Source organism: Pararobbsia alpina, assembly GCF_902859895.1.
GTDB classification, from domain to species: Bacteria; Pseudomonadota; Gammaproteobacteria; order Burkholderiales; family Burkholderiaceae; genus Pararobbsia; species Pararobbsia alpina.
On the sequence record NZ_CADIKM010000038.1, the window covers coordinates 1 to 14680 of the forward strand.

At 58.1% G+C, this 14680-nt stretch carries 17 protein-coding genes and 1 pseudogene; 6 read left to right on the plus strand and 12 right to left on the minus strand.

The features are described 5' to 3' along the window. Window positions 1–38: 38 nt before the first annotated feature. Window positions 39–1007 (minus strand): hypothetical protein, encoded by a 969-nt coding sequence (locus tag HV670_RS23825; protein WP_175107477.1) that lies wholly within the window; start codon window positions 1005–1007, stop codon window positions 39–41. Between the two features lie 475 nt (window positions 1008–1482). Here HV670_RS23825 and HV670_RS23830 point away from each other — a divergent pair, with 475 nt between their 5' ends. Both HV670_RS23830 and HV670_RS23835 read left to right on the plus strand, forming a co-directional pair. Then, window positions 1483–2409 (plus strand): hypothetical protein, encoded by a 927-nt coding sequence (locus HV670_RS23830; RefSeq protein WP_175107478.1) that lies wholly within the window; start codon window positions 1483–1485, stop codon window positions 2407–2409. Between the two features lie 449 nt (window positions 2410–2858). Then, window positions 2859–3155 carry a DNA-directed RNA polymerase subunit alpha C-terminal domain-containing protein gene (locus tag HV670_RS23835; protein WP_175107479.1) on the plus strand — a complete coding sequence of 99 codons (297 nt, stop codon included), beginning with the start codon at window positions 2859–2861 and terminating at the stop codon, window positions 3153–3155. Window positions 3156–3379: 224 nt separating this feature from the next. On the opposite strand, the gene HV670_RS23840 is transcribed toward HV670_RS23835, so the two are convergent. Further along, a complete protein-coding gene (locus HV670_RS23840; protein WP_175107480.1) occupies window positions 3380–3631 on the minus strand; it encodes a Clp protease/crotonase-like domain-containing protein in 252 nt (83 codons plus the stop codon). Window positions 3632–3810: 179 nt separating this feature from the next. On the opposite strand from HV670_RS23840, the gene HV670_RS23845 reads away from it, so the two are divergent. After that, window positions 3811–4920 (plus strand): hypothetical protein, encoded by a 1110-nt coding sequence (locus tag HV670_RS23845; RefSeq protein ID WP_217478504.1) that lies wholly within the window; start codon window positions 3811–3813, stop codon window positions 4918–4920. A 484-nt stretch (window positions 4921–5404) separates the two neighbouring features. On the opposite strand, the gene HV670_RS23850 is transcribed toward HV670_RS23845, so the two are convergent. Both HV670_RS23850 and HV670_RS23855 read right to left on the minus strand, forming a co-directional pair. Continuing rightward, on the minus strand, window positions 5405–6088 hold the full coding sequence (locus HV670_RS23850; protein WP_175107482.1) for a hypothetical protein: 684 nt from the start codon (window positions 6086–6088) through the stop codon (window positions 5405–5407). A gap of 12 nt (window positions 6089–6100) precedes the next feature. After that, window positions 6101–6736, minus strand: coding sequence for a DUF4339 domain-containing protein (locus HV670_RS23855; protein WP_217478505.1), 636 nt, complete (start codon window positions 6734–6736; stop codon window positions 6101–6103). Window positions 6737–6886: 150 nt separating this feature from the next. Here HV670_RS23855 and HV670_RS23860 point away from each other — a divergent pair. Further along, a pseudogene (locus tag HV670_RS23860) lies at window positions 6887–7125 on the plus strand (helix-turn-helix transcriptional regulator); the annotation flags it as partial. Here the strand turns inward: HV670_RS23860 and HV670_RS31235 are convergent. From HV670_RS31235 to HV670_RS30625, 8 genes are all read right to left on the minus strand, one after another. Beyond that, on the minus strand, window positions 7126–7476 hold the full coding sequence (locus HV670_RS31235) for a hypothetical protein (RefSeq protein WP_246257884.1): 351 nt from the start codon (window positions 7474–7476) through the stop codon (window positions 7126–7128). A 377-nt stretch (window positions 7477–7853) separates the two neighbouring features. Continuing rightward, window positions 7854–8063: a hypothetical protein gene (locus tag HV670_RS23870; protein WP_343054492.1), complete on the minus strand. Its 210-nt coding sequence runs from the start codon at window positions 8061–8063 to the stop codon at window positions 7854–7856. A 103-nt stretch (window positions 8064–8166) separates the two neighbouring features. Further along, a complete protein-coding gene (locus HV670_RS23875) occupies window positions 8167–9216 on the minus strand; it encodes a hypothetical protein (protein WP_175107483.1) in 1050 nt (349 codons plus the stop codon). After that, window positions 9213–10154 (minus strand): recombination directionality factor, encoded by a 942-nt coding sequence (locus HV670_RS23880; protein ID WP_175107484.1) that lies wholly within the window; start codon window positions 10152–10154, stop codon window positions 9213–9215. Before HV670_RS23880 ends, HV670_RS23875 begins: the two co-directional genes overlap by 4 nt. 89 nt (window positions 10155–10243) lie before the next feature. After that, the gene (locus tag HV670_RS23885; RefSeq protein WP_175107485.1) at window positions 10244–11239 is read right to left on the minus strand and encodes a YqaJ viral recombinase family nuclease; all 996 of its coding nucleotides are present in this window, start codon (window positions 11237–11239) and stop codon (window positions 10244–10246) included. A 74-nt stretch (window positions 11240–11313) separates the two neighbouring features. After that, entirely contained in the window at window positions 11314–12288 is a 975-nt protein-coding gene (locus tag HV670_RS23890) for a DUF932 domain-containing protein (RefSeq protein WP_175107486.1), read from the minus strand. 92 nt (window positions 12289–12380) lie between these two features. Further along, entirely contained in the window at window positions 12381–12830 is a 450-nt protein-coding gene (locus HV670_RS23895) for a hypothetical protein (RefSeq protein ID WP_246257885.1), read from the minus strand. After that, window positions 12823–13026 carry a hypothetical protein gene (locus tag HV670_RS30625; RefSeq protein ID WP_217478507.1) on the minus strand — a complete coding sequence of 68 codons (204 nt, stop codon included), beginning with the start codon at window positions 13024–13026 and terminating at the stop codon, window positions 12823–12825. The genes HV670_RS23895 and HV670_RS30625 overlap by 8 nt, the downstream gene beginning before the upstream one ends. Window positions 13027–13200: 174 nt before the next feature. Between HV670_RS30625 and HV670_RS23900 the strand changes: the two genes are divergently transcribed. Together HV670_RS23900 and HV670_RS23905 are read left to right on the plus strand one after the other, a co-directional pair. Beyond that, window positions 13201–13608: a helix-turn-helix domain-containing protein gene (locus HV670_RS23900; protein ID WP_246257886.1), complete on the plus strand. Its 408-nt coding sequence runs from the start codon at window positions 13201–13203 to the stop codon at window positions 13606–13608. After that, complete coding sequence (locus HV670_RS23905) at window positions 13601–14632, plus strand: AAA family ATPase (protein WP_175107487.1); 1032 nt, start codon at window positions 13601–13603, stop codon at window positions 14630–14632. The genes HV670_RS23900 and HV670_RS23905 overlap by 8 nt, the downstream gene beginning before the upstream one ends. The last annotated feature ends 48 nt before the right edge of the window (window positions 14633–14680 follow it).

Consider the following 14680-nt stretch of genomic DNA (forward strand, 5'->3'; position numbering starts at 1 on the left):
GCTCAGCGCGTTCATCGGCAGAAAGCTTGTGGAGCGGCTCATGGCGCCGCAACGAGCGCCCGTCCACCGCGCCAGGTTCGCCGAGTTGCCAGCGCTGGACTGTCCGGGCACCACTTTGTAGAGACGACAGGCTTCGATGACCGGCTCGAAGCGTTCACCGATGCGCCGGCTCTGATCGGCCCCATGTCGGGAATTGCGTCGCCGAGCTTCACCGTGGACCCGTCTAGGCAGCGCTCGTTGAACCGCCGGATCTCAGCATTCAACGTCGCCTCACGCTGTGCCAACGTTTGCAGTGCATCGGTAATAGCGTCGTCACCATTTGAGACTACGGCTCGATCGGCTTGCATCTGCCCCACGACCGCTTGAGCTTCCCCTTGCTGCACGCTGTTTCCTGTTGCCAACCGCTGAGCCAAGGACAGCTCCGCCTGTTCTTCTGCAACGGCATGGGGGTAGAACACGACGACGTGTGGCGTTCGGGAGATGACTTGTTGCGCGCGATTGATGAAGGCGTCTAGGTCCCGCGTTAGTGATTGAGCGCCACGGTTCAATGCCTCGACGTCTTGGTCATGCTGCAATTGGGCCTGAATCGCGGTTCCGGCTTGGGTCAGCCTATTGACCGCTGCGTCGTAGTCGCCGATGTTCCCTCGGTCGAAGTGTGAGACGCCAGCTTGGGCCGAGCCTGGTGTTGTCGGTACGGTGAAATCTAACCCGTTGTTCGTCACCGTTCCGCCGAAGTTTTCACCCAAAGGCAGGGGCGTCGTGAAAAGCGTGAGGGTCATACTGTGGCCATCCACCGCGCCCGAGACGTTTATCGTCGAGGTCTCAACACGCCCGTCGTTGTTCAGTGCGGCCCGCCGGATCGTACCGGTCAGGTGGTGATCCGGCGTCTGGGTAAGTTGCATCAACTCGACGCTTCTCGGCTGGTGCGACGCGTACGTGCCGGACAGCGATTGATCCCCCCAACCGGCAAGCAGAAGCGCTGAGCTCGCCAGAAGAAACTTTGTCATTCTTTCCATCGTGGCCCCCTCGTCTTTTGTGGTTGTAAGTATAGCGGGGAGCATCGCATAGCTAGGTGTAGCGGCTCGAGAACATAAATCGCAGGGTCCGATTACATCGGTGGTTTCGAGACCACATCAGCTGAGAATATCGGTGCGCGTGGGACCACATTAGGCGAGAACGCTATAGCGGCCACGCGGGGGACGGCGGCCAGGATTCAAGGGGCGTCCTGTGACTTTGCCGGCTGTCTGGGTGCGCGAAGCGGCGATCAATCTGACTTGCCGGTACTAGATTGCGCGTCGGTAGATCCAACACATGCTCTGGACGTGCAGCCTATCTCGTGATGGCTGGGTTGAGCTAGTATGTGAGTTTTCATACACGGTCGGACGAACTCTATCTAGCAGATTGAACTGAGCGCGGTACCAATCAAACGTAGTTACTATCCTTATAGCGGTTTAATTGCGGTGTTTCCGAATAAATATAACGTTGTTCTTCTTACTCGACACCAATCTCTTCCGACTGGCCTGCAAATCCAGTAATGGCGCATTCATCATTCAGCTCAATTCCGAGCTGGGAAGATACCCATACTTAAAAAATGATGACATAACGGCATTCAAGATGACGCCCTTCGGTCTCTTGGAATATTTAGGGATTGTTCCACCCAAAGCGCCAATTATATCGATTCCATCGTCAGTCGCGTCGAGCAAGAGCGGCACAGTGATCGCTGGTCATGTCATTAAAGAAGCGAAGAAATTCTACGTAGCTCGACCGGAGCTTAGTGTCGAACATCTATCGAAAAAATGCGAGGAGAGAAAATACGTTGACCCGGCAGCGATAGATCTTTTCGATATTTGCGTTGAACATCCCTTGCGTAGTGAAAGCGTCGAAAGGACCATAATCAATGCGCTTGCCTTCGATTATCTGTATAAGTACGTATTTTCAGAAAATCTGCTTCGCAATGTGTTACCTTTTTTGTTCGCGTCGTTTTTTCTCGACGATGCTCAATCTTCGTCTGTAAGTAAGTTTAGATTATCCAAGCGATTGTGGGACAAGGGCAAGGCATTTAGGAAAAATGCGCCCGATGAGCAAGCCGGAATCTCATTTGAAGAACTTGATAAGGCGATGCAGATCAAGAATCAGCAGGACTATCTGGATGGCGATATTGTTCACTTCGTGGCTTACGGAATGTCGCATGAAGGTCAGCAATGTCGCGTCGTAGCATTCACTTGCGATGACAATGCTACCGTAGCTAACCGTGTAATAGTGCACAGGAACATTGGTGAGTTGATTTACGCAGCGTGCGAGCCAGATATGAAACAGCGTTTCGAGCAAGTAGTCTCCAGGCAAGCCGGATATGTCGTGACTTGTGACTCTACGGGTCGCTTCACGGCCATTAGCGACCTCGCTCACTGACTTGTGTTTCTGTAGGAACGCGGTCGTTGCCATCGGAATCAGCGGCAGTCCACGGCGGAGCGTCAATGTCGCGGGGCGTTAGTACCCCGTAGCCGCCCACGCAACGAGCGACCGCGTCGAACGAAGCAGCAAGTTGCAGCAACTGCGAGAGCGCGGCTGCGGCGGAATGGCCTAGAACGAGTTTTGTTCGGTCAGTCCGTCAGTACATTGCCGCGCTGGCGGACGTCGGCAATTGCCCGAGCACTGCCGAATGCGGACGTCGCTGCTCGACGATACAGGCGAGAATGGCTCCGTTCTTACGAAACGGGGGAGCCGCCCCACGGCAAGGTACCGAGCGAGCGACCGACACCAATCGTGTTCTTATGAAACGACGCGCGAAGCAACGAAAACGTCGCGCTACCTGGCGATAAACGACGATAATAGCTCGCCACCACCACAGGGAGCATAGCTTGGAACTGAATCTGAAAGTCGCAAGCGCCGCCGAGGCGCGCGTCGCAATTGAGACGCTTAACCGTTATATTGAAGCGTCCGAGAGCCAGCAAAGGTTGATCGAAGCGCAACACCTGACGATTGACGATATCGGTTTGACGACCTACACCGCTAATAGCCTGCGCGCGTCCAATATCACGACGCTGGCGCAGTTGATGACCATGACTGTCCACGGTATTCTTAAACTCGACCGCATGGGCGCGAAAGGGCTTGCAGATATCCGAGCCGCCCTCGCGCGGCACGGCGCCACAATCTGACCCATGCCGCCGGATCTCGTCTTCGCAAACCGAATGGCTGCTTGCTGAGCGGAGCCGACATCTGAATGCCAGAACTACGACGCGTGTGAACGACGCTTCATGGCCGAATTGAGAAGTTCACTCCAGATTGGAATTGACCAAGCGTCGCCTCGTGCTGAACTTCCGTAGACGACCCTGAACCGTCGTTCGAGCTCGCCCCATCGCAACGGCTGCTTCCGACAAGGTCAACCCGCGCCAGAGACTTCGCCGTCCGGCGAACCGATATCAAGGACGATCGCGCGCGCCGCATAATCGGCTAGTGCCGTCAGAGAGTTTTGGCGTATGGCGTCGTAGCCGGTCATTCCCGATTTAGGCCGTAATGTGTCAAGGCGATGCGCCAGCGTTCCACGCATTGCAACCACGGCTACGCCCACAAGCAAGTCATACCCCACAGGCGCAATCGCATGACGCCATATCCCGGCCAGAGTGCGAAACATTCAGCGTCCCGTAGCATTCGGTCATAATTGCGTGCCGAAACAATCGGCCGGCAGAAATCTTAATGCCTACCGCCGATACAACTTGATTTTGTGAAATTATTACATTTGCCATGGGGGCAATTTTGTCACTTAGAGATAGGGTTTCGGGCGCCTGGAGCTGGCTTAAATCACCCGGCGTCATGGCGGTGGTGACGTTCTTCAGCATTGCGCTCGCAGTGTACCTAGGCTTTTTCTTTGAGCGTCGGCCGTCGCTGGTCGCGACGGTCAACAGCATGAGCCCGGTTTTCGACGTCGTGAAGCCCGTTGGTGGATTGGACATTTCCTATGCTGGAGTCAATTTGCGCGAAGCGAAGAAGAGCTTGTGGTCCGTCGATCTAACGCTGCGCAACGAAGGCAATTCGGATATCCGGCTGGACGACTTTGACCCACATTCGCCTGTTCGTATTGTTGTCAACTCCGGCCAGGTCGTGAATAAGCCCACATTGACAACATCGAATCGATATCTCGCTGACAACGTTCGACTTATTACGGAAAATTCCGATGTCGCAATTACACCGGCCATCATCGATGCTGACGATTCGATAAATATAAATATTCTTGTAATGGGCGCAGAGGGTGTTCGTCCCGTGATTTATGTCACCGGAAAAATTGCGGGCATGAAAGCCATCCCCTTGCGCACCGTCGATTCGTCTACTGACGGTAAATCGGTTTGGCGCAAGGTCTTCGGAGCCGACGCAATTTGGATTCAGTTTCTCCGGCTGCCAGTCTATTTTTTCGGATTTTTCGCATTGTTAGGTATCTTGGCGGTGCTCGGTTTCGCGATCACGGCACCATTCGACCGCATCAAAGAACGGCGGAAACGAGAGGTACGGGCTGAAGAAATCAAAAAAATCCGGTTAGCAAATACACTGGATCAGAAAGCCAATGCGCTCGCCGAAGAATACATTGAAAACGGAGACTCTTCGATCGCTGCGATTGCACATGAAACATCGATCGCGTACGCGAAATCGTGTGTGTACGACGCCATGTCGAACAGCGGTGTCGCAGATCTTACTGATAAGACGCGCTTGAGCGTAGGTCCAATACTTCAAAAATGGGCTCTTGATCGATTTTCGAAACTTGGGCTAGTCGGGTTGAAAGATGGGGAGCCTGTCGGTATATCTGAGCTGAATCAAGCGCTTGACACGTTTTGTGCACTCATTGGAAGGGATCGGACGGACTTGCAAACAAAGCATGGGCGCGAAGTGCAATATCCCCCGTTCGCGAACTTCGATAGCACGACGCCCTAGCGCAAAGCGAAATCATGAAAAAGCTCGCTGAATTTTGTGCTGGCTTTTTGTTGCTGCGACGCAAGTTTCAGGCTACGAGGCGCGGCGTGGGCTTAGGCGCGACCTGCACGATAGCTGGCCTTGACATTTGCGGCGCTGAGCCTTCGCCTGCCCCTGCAGTGCCCGCTTGCATAACACGGGCGGCCTAGCGTCCGTTCGCGGACCGACATCGGCCGTGAGACGGAAAAAACCGATTGGCGCCTTGTGGCCGTTCGCTGCCCCACGCGGGACGACACATGCCGATGTGCCTCTGCTGGGAACGATCAGAACCGGCAAAAAAAGAAGAGTCCGTGAACTTTCAAGAGACCCTTGACGGCCTCGTTGGACCGAACCGTGACTCGCTTGGGGGCGGTCACGGTCCGATATCACAAATGGCATTACACGTTGCTATCTGTCGTTGCAATTCCCGCTGGCCGGATCCCGGCTCAATTGCATCGTGAACTGATTACCGCGTTGCCTGCCACCCGTTGTCCGTCCTAACCATAGGGATGGTTTCGGTAAACTCAGCGCTCATGCCATCAGCCATTTGCTCAAGCGCCACATTGGGGCCGAAGAACGTGAGCTTGAATCCATTTGAGACATGCAGGTTTGGACATTCTTGAGCGATCGCTTTCTGGAACAGGCCAGAGCCACTTACCGGGCCGATCTTGGCGGCGATATCTTTGACATCACTCATGTCTTTGCCCAGTTCGGGATCAGTGTTTTTCACTTGATCGAACCTGGCATCTTCGGCTGTCGGACTGTAGGTAGGGTCCTTGCCATCGCGAGCCGCTACGATGCCATCGTGCTCTTTCTGGAGTGCAGCCAAGCGTGCCCGGTAGTCCGCCTTGATCAACTGATACTGCTGAAAGAGTTTTGCGTCCTCTTTCAGACGATCCGACATGTCGCTGCCTGGCTTCAGGGATACCGTGTACTTCACGTCGACGTTGTAGTCGTTATCGTCGATCGGAGTACCGTTCGTTTTGTCGAAGCTGTCGATCGTAAAGTACTTGCAATCGGCCAGTCGCTGTTGGATTACAGACTTCGCGTTGCTTTCCGAGGGAGCGCTGTGTCCGCAGGCGGCGAGAGCAGCCGCCATGGAAATACACAGCACGATCTTGGCAAGTTGCGTATAGAGCCTATTTTTCATGCTTCATCCTATTTAGTGAATTTGGGCTGACTGAGCGCCGATATTTAGAGCGAGGTGAATGGGATAGGCGATGCGAGCGAGATAAGCTCGTCCAATGAAGGCTGTGATTGTTAGCCGACAAATAAGCTGGTGATGAATGTTGCGATCCAAACCCAGAAGTAAGCAGGGCTCTGCTTCCGCCGTGAATCGTTTCCACAGGTAGACGGGCACCAGAAAGGCGAATCGGTCGATCCGGGCCGTGTCCACGCCCGCCTTCTTCAACTGACGCACATCAAAAATGCTCAGGCCCACGTTGAGCATCAGCGTGGCGTACCAAGAATGCGCCAGATCTGCGCTGCTCAAGTCAGCGGCGTTGTCCGAAAACACTCCGGCGAGCACGCCTTGTAGTGCCAAGCCAAGCCAAGGGGCGAAGGCCAGTGTCCAGACAATGCCGTTGTTGATCCGGCTACCCGGAAGTGCCGGTGGCGCCGTTGCATTGCTCAGATGGGTGGCCAAGCGGGTTTGCGACAGCGGCATCCAATCGTGAAATCCTTGTTGCCAGACCAGCGTCTGGGCATTGATTCCGCGGTTGTTCACCAAGGCGGCGATATCGTCGGCTGACACGGGTCCGTGACGCTCGCCATGCTGTTCGTAATGCCATGAAGACATGAATCGCTTCTCCGAAAAGAGGGGTTAAGAGAGATTCCTTCGTGGTGGGGAAAGCGGTCGTTCGATGCAAGAGAGGCTCATCACTCAAGGGGCCGCTCCACCAGCAGCTTTTCTTTCTATTTTGACGTGTATATTCGACATTTATTGACCGCCGAAAAGTCCCAGGAAACGCTGGCTTTCTAGGCGCACGTTGACCGCACGTACATCTCGTCGATCGAACGCGGCATCGCCAATCCGTCGGTCGAGACGCTCGCGAACATCTGCTATGCGCTGAACGTGACACTCGGTGATCTGTTTGCGCCGCTTGACGGGTATCGCTGAAACCAACCGGGGCACGCCGTGCGAACGCGGCGACGCCCCCTGAGATCCAACGCAGCCGCCTGCGCTGATTACGCTCTCGTGTGCGCTCCATTAGTGCGAATCGACAGCGCGCCTTCCGGCGTCACCGCGCATGCGGCACCCGTTGAGTGATAGAGCAGCACTTCACCTGGGCGGTATTCGACGCGCGCATTGAAGCCCGTCAGCCGGGGATCGTCACCGGCAGGATCGAGTAGCAACAGCGCGTGTGGCTCACAGGTGCGGTCATGCTGATGTCCTTCGATGCCAGTGACGAGCGCTGCGTGGCACTGGACGGGTAGATGCTGGTGCCCGCCGATGATGACGGGCCAGCCTGCATGCAACTCGCGTTCACGGAAGCGTACGAGGCCGGAAGCCTGCCCGTTGCCTTCAACAGTCCGCAAACCGAGATTCAGCTCCGCAACGAAGCCCGCCAGTTCGGAGAGCGTCAGCCCGTGCTGGTAGTGCGGCCACGCGTGGTCCCATACGGTTCGCTCGTTACCTTCGTCGTGATAGGGCAGCGAGAAGGGGTCTCAAATCTTGTCGAGCAAAGCAAGCGCTATCGCAACGCAATGCAGTGTGCTGCCGCCATCCCAGTGCCCTGACGGCTGAAAAGCGAATTGCCGGAGCCGATGGACGTCAGCCGTCTTCCGGGCCGAAGCCCCTGATGAAATTTCTGGACGAGCATGTCAGTAATCTCCCGGTAACAGGAACGTCGTCGCTGAACGGTCCCACTCAGTGATGAGCCAGACGGTCTGCCGGTTAGGCAGGTTGTACCGAGTTATCGGTCGATATCGGACTTCGTATCCTCTCGAGCGTTCTGCTGCCGGTCACATTCGGCGAGATCGCCCCAGTCGCCGAGAACGTGGCGGATCAGCAGACTGATGAACGGGACGTTCGCGTCGGTGAGGGCTTCCACGGCCGCAGGCGTGGCGAGGATCCGCCCGGGCCGGAAGCGTGGACGGGCGTGCTGGAGGGATGGCAGATTCATGGCGTTCTCCGGGGGAAAATAAACGAGCGTCCACCTCAGGCGTGCGCCCGCTGGCAGATGCGTTGAGTGGAAAGTGGAAAGAAAGCCGGGCAGGACGCCCGGCTTATGCCGTCTTGTGTTTGGCAAGCTGGCGGCGCAGTGTTGCGGCACGTTCCTGTGAACAACTGAGGTGGCGACGGATGCCGGCGACTGTGGGGCGTAGAAGGCCTACGGCGACCTCCAGGGCAAGATGTGTCACGATTTCGTCGTCGGAGGCAGTGACCGTTGGCGGTGCGACAGGATCGCCGGGTGCGGCGTGACTGTCGGTCACGGTTTCGGAACTAACGGTTTTAGATCGGTGAGTCGCCTTGTCAGCCGCCGTGACTGTCGTTGCTGCTGGCTGCGGCACACGAGTCACCTCCGTGACTGGTTCGGACGGAGGCGTGACTTGCGGCAGCGTGACGGTGCGAAGCCCTGCCGGTGCGGGCGACGGGCGAAGTGCAATTGTCCAGAGCAGACAGGCTACGCATTCGAGTACTGAGGCAAACGCGAGTCCCGAGAGCAGGTCGACGCGCGCGACAGTCACGCCGAGTAACGCCGCGAGCCGCGACGTGACTGGATCGGCGAGGAGTGCGTCACGTTGCGCTGTGACCCGGTCATCCGCCGCCAGTCGACGCTGGACGTCGTTGGCTTCGGCATCGAGCGCATCGAGTTTCGCCGAGAGCGTGGCCTGACGCGCTTGAAGTCCGGGACAGTCACGCGAACAACGCTGCGTTTGCGTGAACGCTAGCTGGCGCGTCACGTTAGCTCGATCCCTCATAACGGCAACGAGGCTGCGACCGGACGTCGGGACGCCAACCGTTGTCAAGGTCGCCGCTCGTATTTCTCCGGCATGCTGTTGGGCGAGCAGAAAGAACATCCCGTGCCCGTAGCAGGCGGTCGTCAGACACGCGACCCATAGCAGGCTACCTGTACCACGCACGAGAATGGGCGCGTCCCGGAGCAATGCCGGCAACAGGTGCGCGCTCGTGACGAGGACCATGCCAATCGCAATCCACGCGATGCGCTCGGGCAGCGAGCCGCCGCGCTGCCAGCCTGCCAGGATCGACAGACTGAGCGCTGTGCCCGTTGCCCCCACCGCCAGCATGAACGACCAGCGGGACGTTGCCGTCATGCCGCCGCTCCACCGAGCAGCGCAGCCTTGCGCTCCAGCTTGTCGCGCAGCGTCGAACGGCTGGCCGGGGCCGCATCGGCTGATCTGCCGGGCGTTTGCGTCGCGTCACCATTGCCGCCGTCGCCTTCATTCGGACGGTCGGAAACAGGGCAGAACTCCTCGACGACAGCCGACCCGTCCTCGATACTGTCTTCGAACGTACCGTTACTGAATCCGATCCGCGCAGCGGCATCCAGCGCGGCCTGGTCGAAGCCCGCCGCCTTGCGACGCGCATCGAGCTCGCGCGCCTGTGCGATTGACTCTTCGAGTGTGCCGCCGCGCACGCTGAGGTCCACGTAATAGATGGCCGATCGGTAGCTTTGGGTCGTCGACTTGCCGCGTAGCCTCAACTCCAATGATAGACACGCGAGCAGATTGCCTGACACTGCACTGAAGTAATGAAGCCGCGCGGCGAGCGTGCGGATCGAGTTGTACGAGGTCGTGCGGAAGACGAATGACCCGAGTTCGTCCTCGTCGCCGATTGCGACGTTCAGCCGCCCGTATGGCTTGCAGCCGCCGGCTTCACCAAAAGCGCAAGCATCTGGCGACGGACATGGCAGTACCTCGATGCCAGTGCCGCCAGCCCGTCTGCAAGTCTCGCCATTACCGACACACACGGGCCGCCCGGAATTGCGATCGAATAGGGAATATTCGGCGCGCAGGTTGAGGTCGGGATCGTTAAACAGGAAACGAACGGGAATCGCACGCAGCTTGCCGGTGGTGGCCTTGCGCAACGATTCGTTCAGTGGGTGCAATACCCATTCGCCGCGCTGCTGGACTTGGGTGGTGAGCGTGAACTGATCGTCCTTCTCCGGCAGACGCTTGTTATTTTTTTCAACGATACGGCCAATGGAAATGCGACCGATCACGGGTGGTGTAATTGAAAGGCCCTTGAGCATGATGGTTCTCCTGAATGAGGGAAGGGAACGCAGAAAGAGAAACTGATGAGCGAAGCTGATGAGAAAGCCGCACGGAGGGAATGTGGGATTCAGACGGACACGAGAAAGCGGCGAGATCCGGGTTTCGTGAGCGCATACTGCGTTGCAAATTGCGGGTGATCGCCGAGTAGTTTCTTGAGATCGACGCTGGCGCTATCGCGGGCACGCCGGAATGACACGGAGCCTGTTTCGAAGAGTGCCCGATCAGCTTCGCCCATTGCCTGCTGGATCGTCTGTTTGAGCAGTGCCTCCTGCGCCTCGCGTTGCTCAATGTCGGCGCGCACGGCAACCAGATCGGCGAACACCGATGACATGCGTCGGTCGTCGGTGAAGTCAACGGTGCCTCCGCTTCCCGGGTACAGGCAACGCAGCGCACGATCGGCCGATTCCGATCCATCCGCGGGCGGCGGTGTATCCGTCTCGACGTAGCGCCAGAATGCGGCTTCGAGTGGAATGAGCTGAGCGATCATTTCGTCGTCACGCTCGATGCGGTGCACTTCGAGCTTCTGGCCGCAGAGCAGTACGGCCACATCTGCCGCCTGTTTGCCCGTGACGGCCAACTGGTGCTGCACCTGGACCTGCACATACTCCGGTACCCCGTCCCGCCAGAGTCGCGCACCAAATTCGCCTGCCGTTTTGCATTCAAGAATCTGCACGCCGGATACACCGACAACCTCGCGGTCGATATTGGCAAGCACGAACGGAATCGTCGGATGCTGAAGCACGGCATTGACCCGCCGAACGCGATTGCCGGTCTGCTTCGTGTACGACGCTGCGACGATGGGTTCGAGCAGCGTGCCCCAGTACACGGGCTCGGTCGTGTCGTACGGATCAGGCCGGGACAGGTTCGCATCGCGTCCCGTCTTGATGAGCCACAACTCCAACGGACTCATGTACGGATTGAGGCCCACGGCAGCGGCGGCATCGGAGCTACCGATCCCGTTCTTCCTCACCTCAAGCCAGTCATCGCGTAAGAGGTCTTTCGTTTCCACAAGCCGTAGCGCTGGACGGTTTTTGCCGCGTCCGGCCTGTTCAGGTTGAGCCATACGTACCTCCAGATGTGACAACGCCCGGTGAGCCAAAGCTCAACCGGGCGTCTATGCCGTAACGGAAAATGGACTCATGCGACGAGCTTCACCGCTTCGTCCCAAGCCTTCTGCTTGAGGGTGGCGCCTGCACCGAACCACGCGGCATCGCGCCGATGATCCTCACTGCGCGCACGACGCTGGTGGTCAACGAATTCGGTGATGCTATTCACCAGCCCCCATGCCGTACCGGATGCCGAGGGCAGCGTGGCACCCTTGCCGCGACCCGCGTGCAGAGCCTGGACGGCCTTGATCGCGCTGTCGTTGGTGGCCGGAGCCGGTATGTTGGAACCACCTGTCGGATACGTGAGCACGCGCCGGAAGAAGGCTTCGGCCGCGGCGTCGTTGACCTTGCGTTCGGCCAGCGCCTTCATGCGGACCACGAAGCCGTCCCACGATGAGATCGCGATACCGAGCTGACGTTTTACGGCCTGCGCGTCGAACAGGCTACGATGTGGCACCTTGACGGCAGCGGAGCTGTCGCCGAGTGCAATCGCGAGCGTGTTGTTGCAGACCACACGAACCGAGGTGAACTGCGCAGTCGTTGCCAGGGTTCCGTCACAGCCGGTTGCGAGCAGCAGGTAGCCGTTCACTTCATCGCGCCCGTTGAGCGACACACTCTGGCCTGTCTTCGCAAGCGCCCACAGCTTCTTGCCGTCCTTGAGTACACCGGCAGTTTCCAATTCGAACCCGCCAACTTCTGTGAGATCGCGGTAAAACTCTAAGATTTCGCGAGGTTGAACGATCTGATAGCGGCTCGACACGACTGACAGGGGTGCCTTGGTGTCCGAGCGATAGAGCACGCGTTGCTCGGGAAAGGCGTGGATGGAACCAAGACTGCCAGCAGCTCCAGCGACGCCGGCAACGAAGCGAACTTCTGCGGATTCAATGTTCCAGTCCATGCCGGCTTGGCGAGCCCAGATTTCGATGGGCTGGTTCAGGGACAGCTGATTGCCGAGGCCGTGCCACGGTTGCTCTCCGACGTAGGCCATGGATTTGACGAGATGCATGATGAAACTCCTGTAAACGGCATAAAGCCCGGCATGCGGCCGAGCACATGTATTTGGAAAGGGAAAGAAAGTAAAAGAGGAAAGACTACGGGTCAGAGAGATGGTTTGCCGTGGCTGAAGGTGTGGCTGCAGGCGTGGCAGCGGTAATTGTTCAGCACCTTTTCATCGACGACTTCGCCGAATATAGATCCGGCGGCACAGCCAGCGGCACCGCCGATCAATCCGGCGATGATCGCACCGGCGACCGCGCCGAGCGTGACACCGGCAGGGCCGCCGATGATGCCGACCGCGGCACCGGCTTCAGCGCCCGACAGGGTCATGGCCAGACCGCTGGTCGTGCCGGCCAGCGTGCCGATCGCGCCTCCTGCCTTGCGTGCATGGTTGCGTGCCTCGACAAGCGGGGACCGGCATTTTGGACAGTGCGGGATGTGAGGGGCGTGACCCAAGGGCGGTGCAGTGTAGGCGTGCTCGAACGGTTCGTCCTCGCCGCCTGGTGCACGAGGATCGTCCGGGTCGAACGGTTCGCCAAATGGACTATGCATGCTGGGCCTCGCGGCGGATTTTCTCGCCGTATTGGCGCAGACCGATCGACGTCAGCACGCCGGCGACAAAGACGATCGAGAAGACGATCAAATACTCGAAAGGGGATGAAGTGGAAGGCATCACGACGACACTCAGGATGGGGTTCGCCAGCGCGAGATTGCGGTGACGGAGCGGCAGGCTGCCGCCGCGCTCCAAGTGGTGATATAGGTCTATTTTTCTTTTGAATCGGGACTGGTGGCCGGTACGCTCCTGACAAACCGGTGATTGATCCGCGCCCGTGTGTCGTTGCCGACCTGTTTCGATGTATCAGGTCGCTGACTTTTCTCCGGCAGGGCTGCACGCGCGGCGGGATCACCGAAGCTGCCAATCGTGTCTAACGAAAATTTCACTGATGGTAAAATCGACACAATTACAGGCTCGCAGGTGGTCGGCTGTCGGAGTGCCTTGAGCGGGGGAATCATGATGAATGTCGGACAAGCAATTCGGCTGTGCCGCACTCGAAGTGGAGCATCGCAGACAGATGTGGCGCGGCGGGCCAGCTGTTCGCTGTCGTACCTGTCCGTGCTGGAAAACAACACGCGCGATCACACGCTGTCGACACTCACCAGGATCGCTCAAGCCCTTCACATTCCGATCGGCTTGTTGTTCGTCTTCGCCGCCGAGGAGGAAGATATGGGTCCTGTGGACAGCGACCTTACCGGCGCCCTAACGAAATCGGCTCTCGCCTCGCTGGGTGGAAGCACTGGCTCGACACACGCGGAGGGACATCGTGGCTAGCGCAGAACAATTGAAGGCGCTCGTGAAGTCCCATATCAACCGGGACGATCGACAGTTCTACTCTGTCGCCATGCAGGTGGCAGCGCACGAAGCAAAAGTGGGTCACGGCAAACTGGCCATTGAGCTGCGCGACCTGATCGACGCGGCCAAAGCCCACGCTGCATCCGACGAGCAGAACCAAAAGTTGGTACCGCTCGCGAGGCCGCGTGGCGAGTTGGCAACCCTGCTGACCGTCACCTATCCGAAGAGTCGCCTGGTTGACATGGTGCTTGATGATCAGGTATCCGAGCAGTTGCAACGCATCTTGCAGGAACAGCACATGTTCGCGCGCATCCGCGAACATGGCCTGTCGCCGAGGCGCAAGCTCCTGCTAGTCGGACCACCGGGGACCGGCAAGACTATGACGGCATCGGCCCTCGCTGGCGAGCTCGGCATTCCGCTGTTCCTGGTCAGGCTGGATGCCCTCATCACCAAGTTCATGGGCGAAACAGCCGCCAAGCTGCGGCAAGTCTTCGACGCCGTCGCCGAAGTGCGGGGCATCTACTTCTTCGATGAATTCGATGCCATTGGCTCCCAGCGCGGTCTTGCCAACGATGTAGGCGAAATCCGTCGGATACTCAACAGCTTCCTGCAGATGATCGAGCATGACCAGTCCAATAGCCTGATCATCGCGGCGACCAACCATCCGGAAATCCTGGACTATGCGCTGTTCCGTCGTTTTGACGACGTGATCGAGTACCACCTTCCAACACAGGCCCAGGCTGCCGACTTGATGCGTACTCGCCTCGGAAAATTTGCGCCCAAGCCCTTTCCGCTAAAGGCCATCGCCCAGAAATCCGAAGGGCTAAGCTATGCCGAGATCCGGCGCGCGGTAGACGACGCGATCAAAGGGGCGGTCATGCGCGACGAGGATCGAATCAAAGGAGATGCACTGGTCAAGGCATTGTCAGAACGCCACACGCTTAGCCAAAAAATAGCCCATAACAAAATAGCGTCGAACCATGCCGGAACAACCACCCGATAGACGACGGCATCTCCTTCTTCCCGGCACGTCAACGTCCAGCGCTTTTAC

What these genes read in the sequence shown, in the direction of transcription:
- HV670_RS23880 (WP_175107484.1), bottom strand. Translation starts at nt 10,154, where the DNA reads ATGCTCAAGGGCCTTTCAATTACACCACCCGTGATCGGTCGCATTTCC.
- HV670_RS23855 (WP_217478505.1), bottom strand. Translation starts at nt 6,736, where the DNA reads ATGTCTTCATGGCATTACGAACAGCATGGCGAGCGTCACGGACCCGTG.
- HV670_RS23890 (WP_175107486.1), bottom strand. Translation starts at nt 12,288, where the DNA reads ATGCATCTCGTCAAATCCATGGCCTACGTCGGAGAGCAACCGTGGCAC.
- HV670_RS23825 (WP_175107477.1), bottom strand. Translation starts at nt 1,007, where the DNA reads ATGACAAAGTTTCTTCTGGCGAGCTCAGCGCTTCTGCTTGCCGGTTGG.
- HV670_RS23845 (WP_217478504.1), top strand. Translation starts at nt 3,811, where the DNA reads ATGGCGGTGGTGACGTTCTTCAGCATTGCGCTCGCAGTGTACCTAGGC.
- HV670_RS23875 (WP_175107483.1), bottom strand. Translation starts at nt 9,216, where the DNA reads ATGACGGCAACGTCCCGCTGGTCGTTCATGCTGGCGGTGGGGGCAACG.
- HV670_RS23870 (WP_343054492.1), bottom strand. Translation starts at nt 8,063, where the DNA reads ATGAATCTGCCATCCCTCCAGCACGCCCGTCCACGCTTCCGGCCCGGG.
- HV670_RS23850 (WP_175107482.1), bottom strand. Translation starts at nt 6,088, where the DNA reads ATGAAAAATAGGCTCTATACGCAACTTGCCAAGATCGTGCTGTGTATT.
- HV670_RS23895 (WP_246257885.1), bottom strand. Translation starts at nt 12,830, where the DNA reads ATGCATAGTCCATTTGGCGAACCGTTCGACCCGGACGATCCTCGTGCA.
- HV670_RS23885 (WP_175107485.1), bottom strand. Translation starts at nt 11,239, where the DNA reads ATGGCTCAACCTGAACAGGCCGGACGCGGCAAAAACCGTCCAGCGCTA.
- HV670_RS23840 (WP_175107480.1), bottom strand. Translation starts at nt 3,631, where the DNA reads ATGTTTCGCACTCTGGCCGGGATATGGCGTCATGCGATTGCGCCTGTG.